At 70.2% G+C, this 22913-nt stretch carries 15 protein-coding genes; 11 read left to right on the plus strand and 4 right to left on the minus strand.

The features are described 5' to 3' along the window. Positions 1–69 precede the first annotated feature (69 nt). From IEY73_RS06795 to IEY73_RS06835, 9 genes are all read left to right on the plus strand, one after another. Positions 70–984: a carbohydrate ABC transporter permease gene (locus tag IEY73_RS06795; protein ID WP_189078213.1), complete on the plus strand. Its 915-nt coding sequence runs from the start codon at positions 70–72 to the stop codon at positions 982–984. A 10-nt stretch (positions 985–994) separates the two neighbouring features. After that, a complete protein-coding gene (locus IEY73_RS06800) occupies positions 995–1966 on the plus strand; it encodes a carbohydrate ABC transporter permease (protein ID WP_189078214.1) in 972 nt (323 codons plus the stop codon). Between the two features lie 113 nt (positions 1967–2079). Continuing rightward, positions 2080–3693, plus strand: coding sequence for a glycoside hydrolase family 13 protein (locus IEY73_RS06805; protein WP_189078215.1), 1614 nt, complete (start codon positions 2080–2082; stop codon positions 3691–3693). A gap of 46 nt (positions 3694–3739) precedes the next feature. Then, positions 3740–6550, plus strand: coding sequence for a galactose-binding domain-containing protein (locus tag IEY73_RS06810; protein WP_189078216.1), 2811 nt, complete (start codon positions 3740–3742; stop codon positions 6548–6550). Between the two features lie 100 nt (positions 6551–6650). After that, the gene (locus tag IEY73_RS06815; protein ID WP_189078217.1) at positions 6651–10499 is read left to right on the plus strand and encodes a discoidin domain-containing protein; all 3849 of its coding nucleotides are present in this window, start codon (positions 6651–6653) and stop codon (positions 10497–10499) included. A gap of 855 nt (positions 10500–11354) precedes the next feature. Beyond that, positions 11355–12212 carry a tryptophan 2,3-dioxygenase gene (locus tag IEY73_RS06820; protein WP_189078218.1) on the plus strand — a complete coding sequence of 286 codons (858 nt, stop codon included), beginning with the start codon at positions 11355–11357 and terminating at the stop codon, positions 12210–12212. 5 nt (positions 12213–12217) lie between these two features. Further along, a complete protein-coding gene (gene kynU, locus IEY73_RS06825) occupies positions 12218–13444 on the plus strand; it encodes a kynureninase (protein ID WP_189078382.1) in 1227 nt (408 codons plus the stop codon). Then, on the plus strand, positions 13441–14526 hold the full coding sequence (locus IEY73_RS06830; protein WP_229715631.1) for an amidohydrolase family protein: 1086 nt from the start codon (positions 13441–13443) through the stop codon (positions 14524–14526). The genes kynU and IEY73_RS06830 overlap by 4 nt, the downstream gene beginning before the upstream one ends. Before the next feature lie 71 nt (positions 14527–14597). Continuing rightward, complete coding sequence (locus tag IEY73_RS06835) at positions 14598–15980, plus strand: alpha/beta hydrolase (protein ID WP_189078219.1); 1383 nt, start codon at positions 14598–14600, stop codon at positions 15978–15980. Here the strand turns inward: IEY73_RS06835 and IEY73_RS06840 are convergent. After that, the gene (locus IEY73_RS06840; protein ID WP_189078220.1) at positions 15970–16980 is read right to left on the minus strand and encodes a Gfo/Idh/MocA family protein; all 1011 of its coding nucleotides are present in this window, start codon (positions 16978–16980) and stop codon (positions 15970–15972) included. The two genes, IEY73_RS06835 and IEY73_RS06840, sit on opposite strands and share 11 nt — an antisense overlap. A 49-nt stretch (positions 16981–17029) precedes the next feature. Then, positions 17030–18475: an MFS transporter gene (locus tag IEY73_RS06845; protein ID WP_189078221.1), complete on the minus strand. Its 1446-nt coding sequence runs from the start codon at positions 18473–18475 to the stop codon at positions 17030–17032. A gap of 48 nt (positions 18476–18523) precedes the next feature. Between IEY73_RS06845 and IEY73_RS06850 the strand changes: the two genes are divergently transcribed. After that, on the plus strand, positions 18524–19069 hold the full coding sequence (locus IEY73_RS06850; RefSeq protein ID WP_189078222.1) for a TetR/AcrR family transcriptional regulator: 546 nt from the start codon (positions 18524–18526) through the stop codon (positions 19067–19069). A gap of 107 nt (positions 19070–19176) precedes the next feature. After that, positions 19177–19998, plus strand: coding sequence for a methyltransferase domain-containing protein (locus tag IEY73_RS06855; protein WP_189078223.1), 822 nt, complete (start codon positions 19177–19179; stop codon positions 19996–19998). A gap of 12 nt (positions 19999–20010) precedes the next feature. On the opposite strand, the gene IEY73_RS06860 is transcribed toward IEY73_RS06855, so the two are convergent. Together IEY73_RS06860 and IEY73_RS06865 are read right to left on the minus strand one after the other, a co-directional pair. Then, on the minus strand, positions 20011–21255 hold the full coding sequence (locus IEY73_RS06860) for an ATP-binding protein (RefSeq protein WP_189078224.1): 1245 nt from the start codon (positions 21253–21255) through the stop codon (positions 20011–20013). 181 nt (positions 21256–21436) lie between these two features. Beyond that, a complete protein-coding gene (locus IEY73_RS06865; RefSeq protein ID WP_189078225.1) occupies positions 21437–22909 on the minus strand; it encodes a glycoside hydrolase family 130 protein in 1473 nt (490 codons plus the stop codon). Positions 22910–22913 lie beyond the last annotated feature (4 nt).

Consider the following 22913-nt stretch of genomic DNA (forward strand, 5'->3'; position numbering starts at 1 on the left):
ACCCGTCGGCGACCACAGCCGGCACCCTCATCCACCCCGATCACTTGTGACAGAGAGGGAAGCACGCGCATGGCGGTTCTCACGGCGGCACCGGCTCGCGAGTCGCGTACGGCCCGCCTGCGCCGGAGGATCAACGACAACCTCATGGCGTACGCGTTCATGGCGGCGGGCATTGCCTGCTTCGCCTTCTTCTCGTGGTACCCGCTGGTCAAGGGCGTGATCCTCAGCTTCCAGCAGGACAACTTCGTGATCCCGCCGTACTGGGTGGGCCTGGAGAACTACCGCACCCTGTTCGACGACCCGTTGTTCTGGACGGCGTGGAAGAACACGCTCTACTTCACCGTCCTCGCCCTGGTGTTCGGCTACGTCCTACCGTTCTTCCTGGCCGTGCTGCTGAACGAGTTCCGCCACTTCAGCGGCTTCTTCCGGGTGCTGGTCTACCTTCCGGTGATGCTGCCGCCGATCGTCAGCGTGCTGCTGTGGCGGTACTTCTACGACCCCGGCAACGGCCTGTTCAACACGGTGCTGCACGGCGTCGGCCTGCCCGGTTCCCAGTGGACCCAGTCGTCGCGCACCGCGATGATCTCCCTGGTCCTGGTCTCCACCTGGGCCAACCTGGGTGGCGCCACGCTGATGTACCTGGCCGCCCTGCAAGGCATCCCGGGCGACCTCTACGAGGCGGCCGAACTGGACGGGGCCGGCATCTGGCAGCGGCTGCGGCACGTCACCTTCCCGCAGATGCGGTTCATCATGCTGGTCCTGCTGCTGCTCCAGATCATCGCCACCATGCAGGTCTTCATCGAGCCGTTCGCGCTGACCGGCACCTCCAGTCCGGACACCATCACGGTGATGGTGCTCATCTATCGGTACGCGTTCACCGTCAACAACGACTTCGGCCTGGCCGCCGCGATGAGCGTGCTGCTCTTCGTGGTGCTCGGCGCCTTCTCCGCGCTGTACCTGCGACTCACCCGCAGCGGCGACTAGAGGAGCTGACATGACCCTGACCGCCCCGGCGACCGACAAGACCGGCACGGTTCCCGCCGCCCCGCCCGCGCCGCGCAAGCGTGCGACGCGCCTGAACACGACGCATGCCGGCGCCCGCACCCTGATATCCACTGTGGACCTTCAGCGGCACCGGGTGCGGTACTTCGTGGTGCTCGGGCTGACCATCGCCGTTTTCGCGCTGGTCTTCCTCTTCCCGCTGTACTGGATGGTGACCGGCGCGGTGAAGACGCCGCGGGAGTTCGCGCTCAACCCGCCGACCTTCGTTCCGCACTCGTGGCACCCGGAGAACTACGCGACCGCGTGGGGCAACATGCGGATCGCCAAGTACTTCACCAACACCGTGCTGTACGCGCTGGGCGGGTGGCTGTTCTCGCTGATCGTGGACATCGGCGTGGCGTACGCGCTGAGCAAGCTGCGTCCCGTGTTCGGCAAGATCGTGCTCGGGGCGATGCTGGCGAGCCTGATGCTGCCGGCCACCGCGCTGCTGGTGCCGGCCTACCTGACCGTCACCGACGTGCCGATCTTCGGCTGGAATCTGCTGAACACCCCGTGGGCGCTGTGGCTGCCGGCCGCCGCCAACGCGTTCAACGTGTACGTGCTCAAACGGTTCTTCGACCAGATACCCAACGACCTGCTGGACGCGGCGGCGATCGACGGCGCCGGACGGTTCCGGGTGCTGACGTCGGTGGTGCTGCCGCTGTCCCGGCCGGTGCTCGGCGTGGTGTCGATCTTCATCATCGTGGCCCTCTGGAAGGACTTCCTCTGGCCGTTGCTGGTGATGCCGGACCCGGAGAAGCAGACCATCAGCGTGGCGCTGGCCCGGCTCGCGAACACCAGTCAGGTGCCGCCGACGGACTTCATGGCCGGCCTGGTCATCGCCTCGGTGCCGATGATCGTCATCTTCCTGATCTTCCAGCGCAGCATCATCGGCGGCCTTTCGGCAGGCTCCATGAAGGGCTGACCGCACCCGCACGCCCCGGCGATCACGCCCACGACCGCCCGGCCCCGTGCGCCCGAGAACAGCCGGTGCATCCCCCTTTGCGGGCACGCTGAACAGCATGAAAGCAGGTAACAGTGGCTAACCCTTCCCCGTGGTGGCGCGACGCGGTGATCTACCAGGTCTACCCGCGAAGCTATTCCGACGGCGACGGTGACGGCATCGGAGACATCGCCGGCATCCGCGATCGCCTCGGCCACCTGCAGGACCTGGGGGTCGACGCGATCTGGATGAGCCCGTGGTACCCGTCCCCGATGGCCGACGCCGGATACGACGTCGCCGACTTCCGGGACATCGACCCGGTGTTCGGCACGCTGGCCGAGGCCGAAGTGCTGATCACCGAGGCGCATGCGGCCGGCATCCGGATCATCGTGGACATCGTCCCGAACCACATCTCCAGCGCGCATCCGTGGTTCCAGGCGGCCCTCGCCTCCCCGGACGCCCCGGAACGCGACTACTTCTGGTTCCGCCCCGGCAAGGGCCCAGACGGGGCGCAGATGCCCACCGCGTGGCGGGGCGAGTTCGGCGGCACCACGTGGACCCGCACCACCAACCCGGACGGCACCCCCGGCGACTGGTACCTGCATCTGTTCACGCCCGAGCAGCCGGACCTCAACTGGGACCACCCGGACGTCCGCGCGGAGTTCGAGGCGATCCTGCGCTTCTGGTTCGACCGCGGCGTGGACGGCATCCGCATCGATTCGGCCGCGTTGCTGCTCAAGGACCCGGCGTTGCCCGAGGTGCTGGACGAGGCGCCGCACCCGTTCCACGACCTGGACGGGGTGCACGACGTCTACCGCTCCTGGCGCCGGGTGGCCGAGGAGTACGGCGGTGACCGCGCGCTGATCGGCGAGGTGTGGATGCCGGAGGTGGAGCGGTTCGCCAACTATCTGCGCGCGGACGAACTGCACGCGGCGTTCAACTTCGACTTCCTGGGCTGCGCCTGGGATCCGAAGCTGATGCGGGCCTGCATCGAGCGCACCCTCGCCGCGCACGCCGCGGTCGGTGCGCCGGCCACCTGGGTGCTGTCCAATCACGACGTCACCCGGCATGTGACGCGGTACGGCCGGGCGGAGACCACGTTCAGCTTCGAGCTCAACCTCGACGGCACGCCGGTGGACGTGGAACTCGGCACCCGGCGGGCGCGGGCCGCGGCGCTGCTGTCCCTGTCGCTGCCCGGCGGGACGTACATCTATCAGGGCGAGGAGCTGGGCCTCTGGGAGAATGAGAACATTCCGCCCGAGCAGTTCCAGGACCCGATGTGGGGCCGCCGCGGGCACAGCCGTGACGGCTGCCGGGTGCCGCTGCCCTGGCGCGGCGACGAGCCGCCGTTCGGCTTCTCCCCGCCGGACAGTGCCGCGCCGTGGCTGCCCCAGCCGCCGGAATGGAAGGACCGCACGGCCCAGGCACAGACCGGCGACCCGAACTCGATGCTGGAGCTGTACCGATCGGCCATCACGCTGCGCCGCGCCGAACCGGGATTGCACACGGACGCGATGGGCTGGCTCGACGTCGGCCCGAAAGCCATCGGATACACCCGCGGACCGGCGTTCGCCTGCATCGTCAACATGTCCGGGGCGCCGCTGGCGCTGCCGGAGTTTCAGACCTGTCTGCTCGCCAGCAGCCCCCTCGACGGCGTCCTTCTCCCCCCGGACACCGCGGTGTGGCTGCGCCTGACCACCGAGGGCTGACAGGCACCGCACCACCGGGGGTTTGGCCACCTACGAAAGGATCCCCATGGCCAACCGCACCACCTCCGCCAGAAGAACCCGTGCGCGCCGGCCGCTGGCCGTGCTCGCCGGCACCGCCGTCGTCGCGGCGGCGGCCACCGCGGTCACCTGGGCGGCGTCGCCGGCCAGCGCGGCCGGATTGTCCCCGTTCGACATCGCCGGGCGGGGCGCCACCGTCCCCTTCACCGAGATCGAGGCGGAGAACGCCGCCACCAACGGCACCACCACCGGCACCAGCCGGTTGTACGGGACCCTGTCCTCGGAGGCGTCCGGCCGGGAGGCGGTCACCCTCGACGCGGTCGGCGAGTACGTGGAATTCACGCTCACCAAGCCGGCCAACGCGGTGACCTTCCGGTACAGCATTCCGGACAACGCCGCCGGCACCGGCCGGGACGCCTCCCTGGACGTACGTGCCAACGGGTCGGTGGTGAAGTCCGTCCCGGTCACGTCGAAATACGGGTGGTACTACGGCTCGTACCCGTTCACCAACACCCCGGGCAAGGACCCGCACCACTTCTACGACGAAGCCCGGACCATGTTCGGCACGACGTACGGGGTCGGCACCAAGATCCGGCTGCAGGTCAGCTCGACCGCCCAGTCGCCCAGCTTCACCATCGACCTGGCCGACTTCGAGAATGTGGCGGCCCCGATCGGCAAGCCGTCCGGGGCGATCGACGTGGTCGCCGATTACGGCGCCGACCCGACCGGTGCGACCGACTCCACCGCGAAGTTCCAGTCCGCGGTGAATGCCGGTGCCTCATCCGGGCGCACGGTCTATGTCCCGCAGGGCAACTACACCCTCTACAGCCACGTCATCGTCGACCGGGTGACGCTGGCCGGCGCCGGCCCCTGGTACACCGTGCTCGGCGGCCGGCATCCCACCCAGCGCAACCAGGCGGCGGGCATCTATGGCAAGTACAACAACGAGGGCGGCCCGAGCCAGAACGTCACGGTGAAGGACCTGGCGGTCATCGGCGACATCCGGGAACGCGTCGACGAGGACCAGGTGAACGCGTTCGGCGGGGCCATGTCCAACTCCACCATCGACGACGTGTGGATGCAGCACACCAAAGTCGGCGCGTGGATGGACGGACCGATGGACCACTTCACCATCAAGAACAGCCGGATCCTGGACCAGACCGCGGACGGAGTGAACTTCCACATCGGCGTCACCAACTCCACGGTCACCAACACGTTCGTCCGCAACACCGGCGATGACGGCCTGGCGATGTGGGCGGAGAACACGCCCAACGTCTCCAACTCGTTCACGCACAACACCGTGGTCGCCCCGATCCTGGCGAACAACCTGGTGAGTTACGGCGGCCGGGACATCACGATGACCGACAACGTGGTCTCGGACACCGTCACCAACGGCGGCGGCATCCACGTGGCCAACCGCTATCCCGGCGTGCAGGGCGGCGGCCCGACCGGCGTGCACGGCACCTGGACCCTGGCCCGCAACACCCTGATCCGCGCCGGGAACTCCGACTACAACTGGAACTTCGGCGTCGGCGCGATCTGGTTCGACGCGTTGCAGGGCAACTTCACCGACGCCACCATCAACATCACCGACACCGACATCCTGGACAGCTCGTACGCGGCGCTGGCCTGGATCGAGGGACAGACCAGCGGCATCAACCTGTCCAATGTGAACATCGAAGGCGCCGGGACGTTCGCGTTGCAGGTGCAGGCGCCCAGCCAGGTGACCTTCAACAACGTGCGGGCCAGCGGCATCGCGCAGGCCAACCCGTTCTACAACTGCGTCGGCTCGGCCTTCCAGGTCACCCGCACCGGTACCAACACCGGCTGGTACACCGACAATCCGTACTGCGGGCCGTGGCCGGACCCGAAGTGGGGCAACGGCCCCACCACGCCGCCGACCACCGGGCCGACCACCCCGCCGACGACGCAGCCGACCACTCCGCCTACCACGCCACCGGCCGACGGGAACCTGGCGCAGGGCCGCCCGGTCAGCGCCTCCAGCACCAACGCGCCGTACACGGCGGCCAACGCGGTGGACGGCAACGCCGGAACCTATTGGGAAAGCACCAACAACGCCTTCCCGCAGACCTACACCGTCGATCTGGGGTCGGCGCGCAACGTGGGGCGGCTGGTGCTGAAACTGCCCAGCGGCTGGGAGTCGCGCACGCAGAACATCGCGGTCGCCGGCTCCACCGACGGCAACTCGTGGACCACCCTGTCCGCGGCGGCCAACCGCACCTTCAACCCGAACGCCACCATCACCCTGCCCTCGGGCAGCCGGCGCTACCTGCGGCTCACCTTCACGGCCAACTCGGCCTGGCCGGCCGCCCAACTGTCCGAACTGGAGGCGTACGCCGACGGCGGGAGCAACCCGACCACGCCGCCCACCACCACGCCGCCGACCACGCCGCCCTCATCCGGCAACCTGGCCGCCGGGCGGCCGGTCAGCGCGACAAGCCACTCCGACGTCTACACCGAGGGCAACGTGGTGGACGGCAACGCCGGCACGTACTGGGAAAGCGCGAACAACGCGTTCCCGCAGTCGCTCACCGTCGACCTCGGCCAGGCCCGGTCGGTGTCCCGGGTGGTGCTGAAACTGCCGCCCGCGACGGCCTGGGAACGGCGCACCCAGACGCTGTCGGTGCTGGGCTCGACCGACGGCTCGTCGTACTCGACGGTCAAGGCGTCGGCGGGCTACACCTTCGATCCCTCCTCCGGCAACACGGTCACCGTCTCGTTCGCCGCCACTTCCCGGCGCTACCTGAGGCTGACCTTCACCGGCAACACCGGCTGGCCCGCGGGCCAGATCTCCGAGTTCGAGGTCTACGCGTCCTAGCCCCGCCGGGCGCGGGCCTCGTCACACCGGCGGGGCGGGCGGAGACCACCGACCTTCGTCCGCCCCGCCATCCACCGCCGCAGAAAGGGCGTGCTCCCACATGTCCAGATCAGTCCTGCCCCGCCTCCGACGATCCGCCATAGCCGTGGCGTCGGCCTCCGCCGTCGCCGCCGCGCTCCTGGCCGCCCCGCAGGCGGCCCAGGCCGCCGGTCCCAATTTGGCCGCCGGGAAGACCTTCACCGCCAGCAGCTACACCGACGTCTACCCGGCCGGCAACGCCGGCGACGGCAACGCGAGCACCTACTGGGAAAGCCGCAACAACGCCTTCCCGCAATGGCTACAGGTGGACCTGGGCTCCTCGGTCAGCGTCAACCAGGCCGTGCTCAAGCTGCCGCCGCCCAGCTCCTGGGAGACGCGTACCCAGACCCTGGCCGTGCAGGGCAGCACCACCGGCACCACCTTCACCGACCTGGTGGCCGGCACCGGTTACACGTTCAACCCGGCCACCGGCAACACGGTGACCATCAACTTCGGCGCCGCGACCACGCGCTATCTGCGGCTCGCCTTCACCGGCAACACGGCCTGGCCGGCCGGGCAACTGTCCGAACTGGAGGTGTACGGTCCGACGGCGGGGGACACCACCGCGCCGAGCGCACCCACCGGGCTCGCCTTCACCCAGCCGGCCTCCGGGCAGATCCGGCTCACCTGGAACGCCGCCACCGACAACGTCGGCGTCACCGGATACGACGTCTACGCCAACGGCCAGCTACGCACCAGCCTGGCCGGCAACGTGCTGACCTACACCGACAACCAGCCGGACAGCGCCACCGTCGCGTACTACGTGCGGGCCCGGGACGCCGCCGGCAACCAGTCGGGCAACAGCAACACGGTCACCCGCACCGGGCAGAGCGGCGACACCCAGGTGCCCACCACGCCGGGCACGCTCACCTACACCCAGCCTGCCAGCGGTCAGATCCGGCTGGCCTGGGGTGCGTCGAGCGACAACGTCGGCGTCACCGGGTACGACGTCTACGCCAACGGTTCGATACGCGCCAGCGTCGGCGGCAACGTGCTGACGTACACCGACAATCAGCCGGACAGCGCCACCGTGGCGTATTACGTGAAGGCCAAGGATGCGGCGGGCAACCAGTCGGCGGCGAGCAACACCGTCACCCGCACCGGAAGCCAGACCAACGGGACGAACCTGGCGGTGGGCAAGCCGATCGAGGCGTCCTCCAGCGTCTACACGTTCGTGGCGGCCAACGCCAACGACAACGACACCGCCACGTACTGGGAAGGCAGCGCGTACCCGGCGAACCTGACGGTGAAGCTCGGCGCGAACGCCACCACCGGGTCGGTGGTCGTCAAGCTCAACCCCGACCCGGTGTGGAGCACCCGCACGCAGACCTTCGCCATCCTGGGCCGGGAGCAGAGCGCATCCGGCTTCACCACGTTGAAGAGCTCGGCGACCTACACGTTCAACCCGTCCACCGGCAACACGGTCACCATCCCGGTCGCCGCCACCGCGGCGGACGTGCGGCTCAGCTTCACCGCCAACAGCGGCGCGCCCAGCGGTCAAGTGGCCGAGTTCCAGGTCATCGGCAACCCCGCGCCCAACCCGGACCTGACCGTCTCGGGCATGTCGTTCTCACCATCCTCGCCGGTGGAGACCGACGCCGTGACGCTGTCCGCCACCGTGCGCAACGCGGGCAACGCCGGCAGCCCGGCCAGCACCGTCAACTTCTACCTCGGCACCGCCAAGGTAGGCACGGCCACCGTCGGCGCGCTCGCAGCCGGAGCCTCGACCACCGTCTCGGTCAACGCCGGCACCCGCAACGCGGGCACCTACACGCTGAAGGCGATCGTGGACGAGGACGACACGGTCATCGAGCAGAACGACGCGAACAACTCCTACACCAACCCGACCGACCTGGTGGTCGCACCGGTGGCCAGCTCCGACCTGGTGGCCTCCGCGGTGAGCTGGTCGCCGGGCACGCCCGCGGCCGGCAACACGGTCACCTTCTCCGTGACGTTGAAGAACCAGGGCACCGTGGCCACCGCCGGTGGCTCGCACGGCATCACGCTGACCGTGCTCAACGGCACCAGCGTGGTCAAGACACTCACCGGCGCGTACTCCGGCACCCTTGCCGCGGGTGCCAGCTCGCCGGCGGTCAACCTGGGCACGTGGACCGCGGCCAACGGCAAATACACCGTCCGCACCGTGGTCGCCGCCGACGGCAACGAACTGCCGGTCAAGCGGGACAACAACACCACCGAGAAGCCGTTCTTCGTGGGCCGCGGCGCGAACATGCCGTACGACATGTATGAGGCCGAGGACGGCACCACCGGCGGCGGCGCGCAGGTGGTCGGCCCCAACCGCAAGATCGGCGATCTGGGCGGCGAGGCGTCCGGGCGGCGTGCGGTCACCCTGAACCAGACCGGCGCGTACGTGCAATGGACCACCCGGGCGAGTACCAACACGCTCGTGGCGCGGTTCTCCATCCCGGACAACACCACCAGCTCGATCAACATCTACGTGAACGGCACGCTCAACAAGACGCTGCCGCTCACCTCGAAGTACGCCTGGCTCTACGGCAACGAGGCGGAGCCGCAGAACTCCGGTTCGAACCCGCGTCACATCTACGACGAAGCCAACATCATGCTGAACGGCACCGCCGACGCGGGCAGCACGATCCGACTGCAGAAGGACTCCGGCAACCCGGGCAACATCGCGATCGACTTCATCAACACCGAGCAGGTCTCGCCGGTCGCCAACCCGGACCCGGCGCGGTACGTCGTACCGGCCGGCTTCGACCAGCAGTCCGTGCAGGCGGCGCTGGACGCGGCGCGGATGGACAGCAGCAAGGCGGGCGTCTACCTGCCGGCCGGCAACTACCAGACGACGAACAAGTTCAACGTCTACGGCAAGGCCATCCAGGTGGTCGGCGCCGGACCGTGGTACACGCGGTTCTTCACGCCGCAGGACCAGCAGCAGACCGACGCGGGCTTCGACGCCCAGAGCTCGGCCAACGGGTCCACCTTCAAGAACTTCGCGTTCTTCGGCAACTACATCATCCGGCAGGACGGACCGGGCAAGGTGTTCAATTTCCGGGACGTCAGCAACATCACCATCGACAACATCTGGGCCGAGCACACGGTCTGCCTCTACTGGGGCCTGAACACCGACCACATGACCATCAAGAACTCGCGGATCCGCGACCTGTTCGCCGACGGCATCAACATGACCAACGGCAGCACCGACAACCTGGTCGACAACAACGACGCCCGGGCCACCGGCGACGACTCGTTCGCGCTGTTCTCGGCGATCGACGCGGGCGGCTCCGACGAGATCAACAACACCTACTCCAACCTGTCGGCCACGCTGACCTGGCGAGCCGCGGGCGTCGCGGTCTACGGGGGGTACGCGAACACGTTCAAGAACATCTACATCGCGGACACCCTGACGTACTCCGGCATCACGATCAGCTCGCTGGACTTCGGGTACGCGATGAACGGGTTCGGCGCGAACCCGCCCACGGTGTTCGACAACATCTCCATCGTCCGTGCGGGCGGCCATTTCTGGGGTGCGCAGACCTTCCCCGGCATCTGGCTGTTCAGCGCCTCCAAGGTGTTCCAGGGCATCCGAGTGAGCAATGTGGACATCGTGGACCCGACCTACTCCGGCATCATGTTCCAGACGCAGTACATCGGCGGCCAGCCGGTGAATCCGATCAAGGACACGGTGTTCACCAACATCACCATCACCGGGGCGCACAAGAGCGGTGACGAGTACGACGCCAAGTCGGGCTTCGGCATCTGGGCGAACCCGATGCCGGAATCGGGACAGGGCCCGGCAGTGGGCTCGGCGACCTTCCACAACCTGCAGATGAGCGACAACTGGCGGGACATCGAGAACCCGACCAGCACCTTCACCATCAACCGGGACTGATCCGTCCGTCCCTGGGATCGAAGGCCCGCACCGCCACGACGGTGCGGGCCTTCGCCCGTCCCCGTCCCACCCCGCCCGCCCCGCCCGTGCCCGGTCCCGCTCGTGCCCGTCCCGCTCGTGCCCGTCCCGCTCGTGCCCGTCCCGCGTGCCCCGCGCGTCCCGCCCGTCTCGCGCGTCCCGCGCGCGCGGTCGATCTTGAACTTTCCGGTCGAACAATCCCGCCTATATCACCTCGATATGGACACACTTTCTCCAAGATCGAGCGGGAGGAGTGCGCCTAGCGCGTCGATCTTGAACTTTCCGGCCTGGCATAACGGGGTATAGCGGTGTGTATTGGGCACAGCAACTTCAAGATCGTCCCGGGGGGACGCGACCGGCCGGGTGAGGCGGGCGGGCGGCCGGGCGGGGGGACGCGACCGGGCGGGGGGACGCGGGCAGGCGGGGGGACGCGGGCAGGCGGGGGGACGCGGCCGGGGTGGGGGTGAGGCGGGCGGGCCGGGCGGGGGGACGCGACACGGGGACGCGACACGGGGACGCGACACGGGGACGCGACACGGGGACGCGACACGGGGACGCGACGGGGGACGGGGACGGGGGACGTGGGGGCGGGGATGATGCGGGGAGGGGCGATCCGGAAGCGTGGCGGGGTGGGGTGGGCGGACGTGGCCGGGGCGGTGACGTGGATGGTCAGGGGTGGGCGGGGCGTCGGGGGCGGGGCGCGGTGTATTGACGCGAACGGGGACGACGCACGAGAGATGATGGTCTTGTCGCAGTCGTGTGCTGGACTGGGCGGTATGAAGTTGAAGGTTGGCGCAACCGTCGCGTGGCAGCGGCGTCGGAGGCAGGGAGCGGTCGATGTCGACCCGTGATCAGCGGCCCCTCGAGGAGGGGATCGTCCGGGATTTCCAGGTCAACTTGTCGTACGGGCGCTATCTGCACCTGGACGAGATTCTGTCCGCGCAGCACCCGGTCAGCGTTCCCGAGCACCACGACGAGCTGCTGTTCATTCTCCAGCATCAGACGTCCGAGCTCTGGCTCAAGCTGATTCTGCACGAGCTGAGTGCGGTGCGTCGCCAGTTCGCCGCCGACGAGTTGCGCCCGGCGCTCAAGGGGCTGGCGCGGGTGAAGCACATCCAGCGCTGCCTCACCGAGCAATGGTCGGTGCTCGCCACCTTGACCCCGACCGAATACGCCGAGTTTCGCAGTTTCCTCGGCACGTCGTCGGGCTTTCAGTCCTATCAATACCGCGCGATCGAGTTCACCCTCGGCAACAAGGACCGGCGGATGCTGTCGCTCTTCGACGACGATCCCAGCGCGCGGGAGCTGCTGGTGGCCGCCTTGGAGGCACCGAGCATCTATGACGAGTTCCTGCGGCACCTGGCCCGGCACGGCCACGACGTGCCGGGCGAGATCCTGCGGCGCGACGTGACGATGCCGTACCGCTATCACCCGGAGCTGGTCAAGGTGTTCGCCCGCATCTACGAGCATGCCGAGGATTTCTGGACGGCGTACGAAGCCTGCGAGGAACTGGTCGACCTGGAGGAGAACTTTCAGCTCTGGCGGTTCCGGCATCTGAAGACCGTGGAGCGGACGATCGGCGTCAAGCGCGGCACCGGCGGCTCCAGCGGTGTGAGTTTCCTGCGCGCCGCGCTGGATTTGACGTTCTTCCCCGAGCTGTACGCGGTGCGTACGGAGATCGGAGCGCGCCCGTGACCGACATGCTGGACCGCGCGGTGGCGCTGGATGACGCGGACCCGCTGGCCGGCTTCCGCGACCGGTTCCTGCCCGGCGACGTGGTGTCCTATCTGGACGGCAATTCGCTGGGGCGGCCGCTGCGGGCCACGGCCGAGCTGATGGACGAGTTCATCCACCGGCAGTGGGGCGGGCGGCTCATCCGTGGCTGGACCGACGGCTGGCTGGAGTGGCCGCTGCGGCTCGGGGACCGGCTCGGCACGGTCGCGCTGGGCGCGGCGCCCGGCCAGGTGGTGGTCGCCGATTCCACCACGGTGTTGCTGTATAAGCTCGCCCGCGCCGCGGTGGACGCCCGGCCGGGCCGGCGCCGGGTGGTTCTGGACACCGACAATTTTCCGACCGACCGGTACGTGCTGGAGGGCATCGCCGCGGAACGGGGCCTGGAACTGGTGTGGGTCGACACCGACCCGGACACCGGCATCCACCCGGCGCAGGTGTCCGCCGCGGTGGACGAGCGCACGGCGCTGGTGTTGTTCAGCCACGTGGCGTACCGGTCGGGATGGCTCGCCGACGCGGCGGCGATCACCGCGATCGCACACGACGCGGGCGCGCTGGCGATGTGGGATCTGAGCCATTCGGTGGGCTCGGTGCCGATGCGACTGGACGAGTGGGGCGTCGACGTCGCGGTCGGCTGCACCTACAAATACCTCAACGGCGGTCCGGGCGCACCGGCGTTCGCCTACCTGCGGGCCGACTTGCAGGCGGAGCTGCGGCAACCGATCTGGGGCTGGATGGGCCATCGCGCGTCGTTCGAGATGGGGCCGGTCCACGAGTTCGCGCCGGGGGTTCGTGCGTTGCTCAGCGGCACCCCGCCGATTCTGGCGATGGTGCCGCTGCACGCCAACCTGGACGTGCTGTCCGAGGCCGGGATCGATGCGGTGCGCGCGAAGTCGGAGTTGCTGACCGGGTACGTCGTGGACTTCGCGGATCGGTGGCTGGCGCCGTTGGGTGTCCGGCTCGCCACCTCTCGCGACCCGGCGGCCCGTGGCGGGCATGTGACGTTGAGTCGGCCCGGCTTCGAGCAGGTGCTGGAGCCGCTGTGGGCCGCCGGGGTGATTCCGGACTTCCGGCATCCGGACGGCATCCGGGTCGGCCCCGCACCGTTGAGTACCGGATTCGTCGAGGTGCACCAGGGCCTGAGCCGGTTGCGTGACCTGCTGGAGAAGGCGGACGGCGAGGCGACGCTGGCATGAGCTCCGCGGGCTCGGGCCAGGCGGTCGAGACACCCCGCGGCATGACCGGGTGGCTGGTGGCGGAGTCGGTGTGGTGGCAGGGCCGGCTGCTGGGCCGGTCCGCGTTGTGCCTGGCCGACGGGCGGGTGGCGGACGGCCCGGTGCCGGCGGCCGGGGTGCCGCACGACGCCGGTGTGCGAGCGCTTCCGGGAACCCTGCTGCCCGGCCTGTGTGACGCCCACGTGCACTCCGATCTGGTGGACCTGGCGACCGTGCGGGCCGGTGGCATCGCCGCGGTGTGGGATCTGGGCGGCGTGCCCGACCGGGTCGCCGCCCTGCGCGAGCGGGCCGTGTCCGGGGCGTCGTTGCCGCTCGTCGAGATGGCCGGGCCGTTTCTGACCGCGCCGGGCGGGTACCCCGCCGACCGATCCTGGGCCGCGCCCGGGAGCTGGCGGGAGCTGTCGTCGCCGGCTCAGGCCGCCGACGAGGTGGCGCAGTGCCGCGCCGCGGGCGCCACGCTGATCAAGGTGACCGCGCACACCGGGGGGCCGATGCTGGATCGTTCGGTGCTGCGGGCGGTGGTGGACCACGCACACGGCGGCTCGGCGTCCGGCGAACGGTGGCTGCCGGTCGTGGTGCACGCCGAAGGACCGGGCACGGTGGCCGCCGCCGTCGAGGCGGGCGCGGACATGTTGGCGCACACGCCCTGGACGCACCGGCTGGACGCCGGGGTGCTGCGGTCGACCGTGGCGGCCGGCATGACCTGGATCAGCACGCTCGACATGCACGGCTGGGGGCGGGCCACCGCGGAGCACGGGGTGGCGCTGGAGAACCTTCGCCGGTTCCTGGAGCGTGGCGGAACGGTCCGGTACGGCACCGATCTCGGCAACGGTCCGCTGGTGCCGGGCGTGAACCGGCGCGAAATCAGCGCCCTGCAACGCGCTGGCCTGACCCCCGACGAGGTGCTGACCGCGATGACCGGCGAGGGCACCGGCGTGCCGCCCTGCTGGATCGCCGGGGGACTGGACCTGTCCGCGCCGGGCTTCGCCGACCTGATGGCCACCGCGCGGGTGGTGGGTCCGGAACTGCGTCCGCGCGCGTGAGCGACCTTAGTGGACAAGTCCGGGGAAAGACCGGATCCCGCCGGGCCGGGGTCGTTGCCAGCATCGAACGCATGCCTTCGTTTGCCCTGACGGTGTCCGCCGTCCTCCTGTCCGCCACCGCACTGGCCGCCGCCCCGGCGCGCGCCGATCCCTCCACCCTGGACTGGCAGTCGTGTGCGGCGAACGCCGCCGCCCAGTGCGCCTCGTTGCGGTTGCCCGCCGACTGGGCGGACCCGCGCGGGCCGTCGTTCGATCTCGCCGTCGCCCGGCTCCCGGCCACCGATCCGGCCGAGCGGATCGGCACGCTGGTCTTCGGTCCGGGCGGCCCGGGCGATTCCGGGGTGCGGTGGGTCACCGGCGGCGCCACCCGTTTCCAGGACGACATCCGGCGGCGTTTCGACATCCTGAGCTTCGATCCGCGCGGCGTCGGTGGCAGCAATCCGGTCGTCTGCCCGCCGGATCCGCCGGGCGAGCAGCCGGCGCCGGTGCTGACCAGTCAGGCCGACTTCGACGCCCGGCTGGCGTACAACCGTCGGCGGTGGGCGCGGTGCCGCGCGATGACCGGGCCAGTGTTCGATCATGCCGACACGGCCGGCACGGTCCGCGATCTGGAGGCGTTGCGCGTCGCGCTCGGCGAGTCGACCCTGACCTTCCACGGCAGCTCGTACGGCAATGTGCTGGGGGAGCAGTACGCCGAGCGGTACCCGAACCGTGTCCGGGCCATGGTGCTGGAGAGCGTGACCGATCACGGTGTCGTCGGCACCGCCGGTTTCCTGCGCACCCAGGCGTGGGCGCAGCAGGACGCCTTCGACGACTTCGTCGGCTGGTGCGACGCGCACCCGGAGTGCGCGCTGCACGGTCGTGATGTCCGCGCGGTCTGGGCGGACCTGTTGTCCCGGGCGCGGGCCGGCACGCTCGGCCTGACCCCCTTCGACCTGGTGGTCAACCTGCTGCGCGACACCCGGGATCCGGACTACGCGAGGCTTGCCGAGACGATGGCCGACCCGTCGGGCGCCATCCGGGGTCTGCCGCCGCTGAACGACGCGGCGTTCTGCGGTGACTGGTCGCTGCCGGTGCGGGACTACCGTGACTATGCGGCCCAGGTGCGCCGGGCCACCGTGGTCGCGCCCGACCTGCCGTACCCGGCGGCCGTCTTCGCCCCGGCGACGTGCCTGGGATGGCCGCAGCCGCCGGCCAACCCGCAGCACCGCCTGCGGGTGCGCACCGCGGTGCCGCTGCTCCTGCTCAACGCGCGGCATGACCCCGCCACCGGTCTGAACTGGGCCACCGACGTGGCACGCCAGCTCGGCGACCGGGGCGTGCTGGTGGTCTATCAGGGTGCGGGCCACGGGGCGTACAGCCTGAGCGACTGCATGCGGCGGATCGCCGACCGATACCTCATCGAGCGGGTGGTGCCGCGGCGCGGAACCGCCTGCGCAGCCGTTACAGGGTGACCGTCGTGCCGGTGCGGGCGCTGAGGCGGGCTGCGTCCAGCACCTCCAGCGCCCGTACCGCGTCGCTCGGGTCCACCGGCACCGGCGCGGTGCCGGCGACCGCCGCGGCGAACGACGGATAGAACTCGTCCCACCGGCCGCGCTCGCTGCGCACGGGGGCGCCGGTGGCTCCACGGTAGAGCCGTCCCCAGGCGTGTTCCGGTTCCACACCCCAGCGTTCGCCCAGATCGGCCGGCCCCTTTCCGGCCTTGAGCACCGCCTCCTGGCCGTCCACGCCGTCCACGATGTAGGTGCCGGTGGTGCCGGTGACCCGCAGGCGCGGACCGGGGGCGGCCTGCCGCCAACTGCCCCACAGGTGCGACTCGACGCCGCTGTCGTGGTGCACGGCAAGGAACACGTCGTCGTCCAGGTCGTCGTCGCCACACATCTCGGCGTGCACCCGGGCGGCCGGCCCGAACAGCGTGAGCGCCTGATCCACCAGGTGCGATCCGAAGTCCAGCAGGGTGCCGCCGCCGGCCACCGGGGGTTGCCGGTCGGGGGCGAACCGCTCGAAACGCGACTCGAAGCGCCGCACCTGGCCGAGCGCGCCCTCGGCGATCAGCTTGCGCACGGTGCGGAAATCGGCGTCCCAGCGTCGGTTCTGGAAGACGCTGAGCACCGTGCCCGCGCCACCCGCGGCCGCGACGACCGCTTGCGCGGTGTCCGCGTTGAGCGCGAACGGCTTGTCCACCACCACGGCCAGGCCCAGGCCGATGGCCTGCAGGGCCAGTTCGGCGTGGGTGGCCGCGGGAGTGGAGATGGCCACCGCCTGCGCTCCGGCCGCAGCGATGTCCGTGATGGTGTCGAACGTGGTGAGCCCGCGTTCGGCGGCCTGCGCGCGCCGCTGCCCGGAGGTGGTGACCACGCCGACGAAGTCGATCTCCGGGGCGGCGGCGATGAACGGGGCGTGGAACGTCCGGCCGCCCGACCCGTAGCCCACCAGGCCCAACATGATCGTCATGGCGGCGAGTCTACGACCGGGCGGGCCCGTCTCGGCCGGACGGCGGCGGTCAGACTTCGACCGGGGTGAGTTCGGCCGGCGCGGCGCCCACCGTCGCCGGTGGCGCCGACGGGCGCCGGCGTCGCGACGGCGGCACCAGGAGCGCCACCGCGGCTGCGGCGGTGCTGCAGGCGGCGAGCAGGGTGAACGCGGTGACGTAACCGGATTCGGCGGGCAGGCCCGCCGGTCCCTGGTGTGCGGTGACCACCGCGCTCACCATGGCGGTGCCCATGGCCGCCCCGATGGTGCGGATGTTGGTGTTCATGCCGCTGGCCACGCCGGTCTGCGCCGCGGGCACGCTCTGCACCACCAGGTTGATCATGGCGGCGTACACCATGCCGAGGCCGAGGCCGAAGACTCCGCCCGCGATGGCGACCGGGACGGCGGAGTTGTGCAGGATCGCGAATGAGGCGCAGGACAGCGCACTGAGTGCGGCGCCGAGCGCGAGTTGTGCCCGGCTGCCGATCCACCGGGCGGCCGGGCCGCTGAGCGAGCCGGCGACCGCCATGGTGACCAGCATCGGCAGCATGATCAGCCCGGAGCGGGTCACGCTGGCGCCGAGTCCGTACCCGCCAGCGGCCGGCGTCTGCATCAGCCGGGGCAGGAAGGCGTAGACACCGAACATGCTGGCGCCGGAGAGCATCGCGGCCAGGTTGGTGGTCCAGACGCCGCCGAGCCGCATCATGCGCATGTCGATGAGTGGATTGACGGACCGGACCTCGACGGTGAGCCACGCCGCGCACAGCGCCGCCGCGAGCCCGAAGAGCCCGAGCGTGACCGGGTCGGTCCAGCCCCACGTGCTGCCCTGACTCAGCGGCAGCAACAGGGCGACCAGCCAGGCGGACAGCAGCGAGGCGGCGAGCCAGTTGATCCGGCCGGGGGAGCGGATCGGCGAGGGCGGCACGAAGCGCGCCGCCGCCGTGGCCACCAGCAGCACCACGACCATCGGGATCCAGAACAGCCAGCGCCAGTTCAGGGCGCCGACGATGGGCCCGGCGAGCACGATGCCGATGCCGCCCCCGGAGGCGATGACCGCGGAGAGCACGCCGACCGCGGAGGGCACCCGGTGCGGCGGGATCTCGTCCCGCACGATGCCGAAGGAGACCGGAAAGACGGCGCTGCCCACGCCCTGCACGACGCGGCCGGCGATCAGTACGCCGATGTTCGGGGCAGCGGCGGCGAGCAGGCAGCCGAGGGCGATCGCAGCGAGCGCGGCGAGCAGGGTGCGGTCCTTGCCGATCATGTCGCCGACGCGTCCCATCAGCGGCGTGGCGACCGACGCGGCGAGCAGCCAGGCGGTGAGCACCCAGGTCACCGCGGTGGCGGAGGTGTGCAGGTCGTGTTGGATGGTGGGGAGTACCGGTGTGACGAGCGATTGCATCAGCGAGAATGCGGCCACCGCCGCGGCCAGCACCGCGAAGGTGCGGCGAGGCGGCGAGAGGTAAAGTCGAGGCATGCCTCCACATTAACGGAGGCACCCCTCCACTTCACTGTGAGGAGGATCATGCCGGGAGAGAAGCCGTTGCGCGCGGACGCCCGCCGCAACCGGGACGCGTTGCTGGCCGCGGCGGCCGAAGCCTTCGCCGTGCACGGCTCGACGGCGTCGCTGGAGGACATCGCCCGCAGCGCCGGGGTCGGGATCGGCACGCTGTATCGCAACTTCCCCACCCGCCAGGATCTGTTCGACGCGGTCTACCTGAGCGAGATCGACCGGTTGTGCCGGGCCGCCGAGGATGTCGCGGAGCTGGCGCCGTGGCAGGCGCTGAGCACCTGGCTGCGCCGATTCGTCCGGTACGCGGCCACCAAGCGGGCCATCTACGAGGCGCTCAGCCGCGACTCGGCGGCCTTCCGGGACACGCGGGAGCGGATGTACGCGGCCGGCGAGCCACTGCTGGAACGGGCGCAGAAGGCCGGTGCGGCCCGCGTCGATGTGGGCTTCGACGACGTGCTGCGGCTGGTCTCCGGAATCACCGCGGCCGGCTTCGTCGACGAGGAGCAACGCGAACGAGTCCTCGCCATCGCCTTGGACGGTGTGCGGCGGCAGGGGTGACACCTGTCCGCGTACGGGGGACGGAACTCCGGCGGCTTGCGTGCCGTCCGCTGTCGGATGAGTGACGAGGACCCGGTCCCCGGCCCACCCGGCCCCAGAATGGCCGGATGGATCCCCTTCCTGCCGAGCGCACGCCGTTCGCCGACCTGGACCGGATGCCCCCTCCGGTGACGTCCACGCTGATCGACGGACTGCTCGGCATGGACCAGCATCCGGAGATCCGCCGCGTTCGCGCCGTGGCGAACGACCTGCTCGGCGTGCGCCGTGGACAGCGGCTGCTGGACGCGGGCAGCGGCGTCGGCGAGGTGGCCCGGATGCTCGGCGAGAGGGTCGGCGGTGACGGCGAAGTGGTGGCGCTGGACTACTCGGCGGCCACCACCGAGGTCGCGCGGCATCGGCACGACGGCGGCCCGGTCCGCTACCTGACCGGCGATGTGGCCGCCCTCGACCTGCCGGACGACCACTTCGACGGGGTCTGGTGCGAGCGGGTTCTGCAACACCTCACCGACCCGGACGGCGCCATCGGCGAGATGATCCGGGTGACCCGTCCGGGTGGCCGGATCTGCCTGATCGACACCGACTGGCGCTCGCTGGCCTTCGACGGTCTGTCGGCCGGATTGAGCGACATGATGCTGCGCCGGATGCGCGACCGGCTCACCGCCGCCCAGTTCGACATGGGCCGCACGCTGCGCGGCAGGCTGGTGCGCGCGGGTGTGCGCGACCCCGGTGCCACGCCGGTGACCTGCTTTTTCGGCACCCCGGAGTCGGCCAGCGTGGTGCTTCCGATGTTCAACCCGCGGGTGCCGCCAACCGCGTGGACGCTGCCGGAGAGGACGCGGGACGCCTGGTTCGCCGAGGTGGCCGCCTCCGGGCAGCGCGGCGACTTCCTGGCCGCCCTGACCATCTGGGTGGTCGTGGGCAGCGTCTGAGCCGCAACGGCCTCACGGCGTCGCGCGCCACAGCGAACTCATCGGCACGGCACGAATCTTGTCGCCGAACGGCAGAGTCTGCGTTCCGGTGTAGAGGACGTAGCCGGCGACGAACTGGTCGCCCGCGCGTTCGGCAAGATGCCGCAGCCCGCGCAGGTCTTCGGTGCGCACGGTGGCGCCGGCCTTCACCTCGACGCCGACGACTCGTCCATCGGGGGTCGCCAGTACCGCGTCGACCTCGATGCCGTCCTTGGTCCGGTAATGATGGAGGGTCGCGCGCTCCTCGCTCCAGGTGAGTTGTCGCGCCAGCTCCATGAGGACGAAATTCTCCATGATCGGTCCGGCGGCGCCGCCGGGCTCGCCGAGCCGTGCGGCATCCTGCCCGATCAGGTGACAGGCCACGCCGGTGTCCACGAAGGCGAGCTTCGGCGTACCAACCGCGCGATGCGTCAGGTTGGAGGACCAAGCAGGAATGCTCTTGGTGAGGAACACCGAGGTGAGCAACTCAAGGTAGCGAGCGAGCGTGGTGCGGGGGATGCCAGACTGGCCCGCCAGCGCCCCAGGCACCAAGAGGTGCGCCGTGCGGCCGGCGAGAAGCGTGAGAAGTCGGCGCATGTCGCCGCGGCGTTCGATGGTGGACACGTCGAGCACATCGCGTTCGATCAGGGTCGTAAGGTACGAGTCGAAGAAGGCCGCCCGTCGCCGCGGTGTGCGGCGTACCGCCTCGGGGAATCCCCCCGCAACCGCGCGTTCCAGGTATTCCCTGCGGTGCATCGCCGAGGAGTGGACGAGGTCGGGCCCGAGCCTGAATGCGGCATCGACGAAACGGTCGGGATCTCGCTCGCGCTCGCCCTGCGCGAACGGCCACATCTCGATGATCTCCATGCGCCCAGGGAGCGCATCGGGAAGCGTACGGAGCGCGAGAATGCGAGACGAGCCCGTCAGGAGGAACTGCCCCGCCCGGGGATCGAGGTCAACGGTCAGCTTGATCGCACGCAAGAGGTCCGGTGCTAGCTGAACCTCGTCGATGACCATGAGGCCATCGTGCGCGACGAAGCCCACGGGATCATCTTGAGCAGCCTGCAACGTTGCCGGGTCGTCGAGAAGGCGCACCGTCGTATTCGCCCGTTCGGCGGTGGCGAGCCTGGTGAGAGTGCTCTTGCCGGACTGGCGTGCGCCATTGACGAGGACAACTCGGGTGTCGGCCAATGCCTCGCCGACCACTGAGACCGCATGTCGAGGGACAAGGTAGTTCACGGGTCAAGTATTGCTGATTTTCATGATCAACGGTCATCTGGCCGCAGGGTGCGTGGTCATCTGGCCGCAGGGTTCGTGGTCATCTGGCCGCAGGGTGCGTGGTCATCTGGCCGCCACCCGGTGGGTCCGGGCATGCCGCCCGGACCCGCTGCGATTCGAGCAGCAGCGCACTGCTGCAGAGTCAGACCGGCTGCATGCGGCTCAGCAGGCGGTCCAGCGGGAAGCTCGCGAAGCCCACCCGGACGTCGCTCGCGCCGTACGGCAGCCACAACCGGCCCTCGTGCAGCACACCGCCGCAGGAGTAGAGCACGTTCGGCACGTAGCCCTCGCGTTCCACCTCGTCCGGGTCCAGTAGACCGTCCGGCAGGTCCGCGACCACCCGCGCCGGGTCCTCCAGGTCGAGCAGCATCGCGCCGATCGCGTATCGGCGCATCGGGCCCACGCCGTGGGTCAGCACCAGCCACCCGGCCTCGGTCTCCAGCGGCGATCCGCAGTTGCCCACCTGGATGAGGTCCCAGCCGCGGTGCGGCCGCAGCAACGGCGTGGGCGGCGCCCAGCGGTACTTGTCGTCGCGGATGCTCAGACCCAGCGTCTCGCCGTCGGAGCGGCAGAGCGCGACGTGCCGGCCGTTGACCGGCCGGGGGAACAGCGCCAGGCCCTTGTTGCGTGCCGCCGGGCCGCGCAGCGCGGTGACCTCGAAGTGCCGCAGGTCGCGGGTCTGGATCTCGCGCCCGCCGATGTGCCGCCCGTCGTACGCGGTGTAGGTGGCCTTGTAGATCTGCCGCCCCTGGGCGTCGGTGAATTGGACGAAGCGGGCGTCCTCCATGCCGTGGCTCTCGGCCGGTGTGGCGGGCCAGAGCACCCGCTGGTGCAACGGGATGGTGGCGGGGAAGGTGACCGCGTAGTCGCCGGCCACCACCCGGCGGATGGTCTGCAGCGTCGACTCGCTGGTGGCACGGGCCGTCAACTCGGCCGGCAGGTGCCCGAGGACCTCCTCGAACTCCTCGTCGGTGAAGCGTTCCGGCAGTTCACCCAGGACGTACGCGCAGGCCTCGTTGTCCAGGTCCTCGTCGGTGAGGGCGGCGGCGAGCAGTTCCCGGCGGTGCCGGGCGCCGACCCGGTGTCCGATCATCAGCGGTCCGTCGCGGTCCTCGATCCGGATGCTCTCGCCGGGCCCGAGCACGGCGCTGCAGAAGCCGATCGAGGAGATGTGCCCCTCGCCGATCTGCCGCAGGCTGACCGCGGCACGCAACTGGCCGGGTTCCAGACCGCTCTGGTCGGGGTGCGGGACCATCGACGGGTTGCACAGCGCCGCGGCCTCGACGGAGAACTCGTGACTGAAGTACGCGCCGATCAGTGAGCGCGCGGCGGGGGAGAGCTCGACCCCGGCGGGCACCCGGTGGTGCACCAGGTCGTAGTGGTGCTGGAAGACCGCGCACAGGTCGTGGTGCCGGCCGGCGAAACGAGCCCGGACGTCGGCCAGCAGCCGGTCGATCTCGTCCTCGTCGAGCCGCAGGATCCGCTCGATGAGGCTGGACGCGCGGTTGTACGGCAACTGCGCGTCCTCTCCGGGCACGAAGAGTTTGATCACCACGCGACGGGGGTCCGGGGCGAGGGTGATGTCGAACCGGGTGGCGAGCTCTTGCTCGTTCATGGTT

The sequence above is a fragment of the Mangrovihabitans endophyticus genome (assembly GCF_014646155.1).
Taxonomy (GTDB): domain Bacteria; phylum Actinomycetota; class Actinomycetes; order Mycobacteriales; family Micromonosporaceae; genus Actinoplanes; species Actinoplanes endophyticus.

What these genes read in the sequence shown, in the direction of transcription:
- IEY73_RS06795 (WP_189078213.1), top strand. Translation starts at nt 70, where the DNA reads ATGGCGGTTCTCACGGCGGCACCGGCTCGCGAGTCGCGTACGGCCCGC.
- IEY73_RS06800 (WP_189078214.1), top strand. Translation starts at nt 995, where the DNA reads ATGACCCTGACCGCCCCGGCGACCGACAAGACCGGCACGGTTCCCGCC.
- IEY73_RS06810 (WP_189078216.1), top strand. Translation starts at nt 3,740, where the DNA reads ATGGCCAACCGCACCACCTCCGCCAGAAGAACCCGTGCGCGCCGGCCG.
- IEY73_RS06815 (WP_189078217.1), top strand. Translation starts at nt 6,651, where the DNA reads ATGTCCAGATCAGTCCTGCCCCGCCTCCGACGATCCGCCATAGCCGTG.
- IEY73_RS06820 (WP_189078218.1), top strand. Translation starts at nt 11,355, where the DNA reads ATGTCGACCCGTGATCAGCGGCCCCTCGAGGAGGGGATCGTCCGGGAT.
- kynU (WP_189078382.1), top strand. Translation starts at nt 12,218, where the DNA reads ATGCTGGACCGCGCGGTGGCGCTGGATGACGCGGACCCGCTGGCCGGC.
- IEY73_RS06830 (WP_229715631.1), top strand. Translation starts at nt 13,441, where the DNA reads ATGAGCTCCGCGGGCTCGGGCCAGGCGGTCGAGACACCCCGCGGCATG.
- IEY73_RS06835 (WP_189078219.1), top strand. Translation starts at nt 14,598, where the DNA reads ATGCCTTCGTTTGCCCTGACGGTGTCCGCCGTCCTCCTGTCCGCCACC.
- IEY73_RS06840 (WP_189078220.1), bottom strand. Translation starts at nt 16,980, where the DNA reads ATGACGATCATGTTGGGCCTGGTGGGCTACGGGTCGGGCGGCCGGACG.
- IEY73_RS06845 (WP_189078221.1), bottom strand. Translation starts at nt 18,475, where the DNA reads ATGCCTCGACTTTACCTCTCGCCGCCTCGCCGCACCTTCGCGGTGCTG.
- IEY73_RS06850 (WP_189078222.1), top strand. Translation starts at nt 18,524, where the DNA reads ATGCCGGGAGAGAAGCCGTTGCGCGCGGACGCCCGCCGCAACCGGGAC.
- IEY73_RS06855 (WP_189078223.1), top strand. Translation starts at nt 19,177, where the DNA reads ATGGATCCCCTTCCTGCCGAGCGCACGCCGTTCGCCGACCTGGACCGG.
- IEY73_RS06865 (WP_189078225.1), bottom strand. Translation starts at nt 22,909, where the DNA reads ATGAACGAGCAAGAGCTCGCCACCCGGTTCGACATCACCCTCGCCCCG.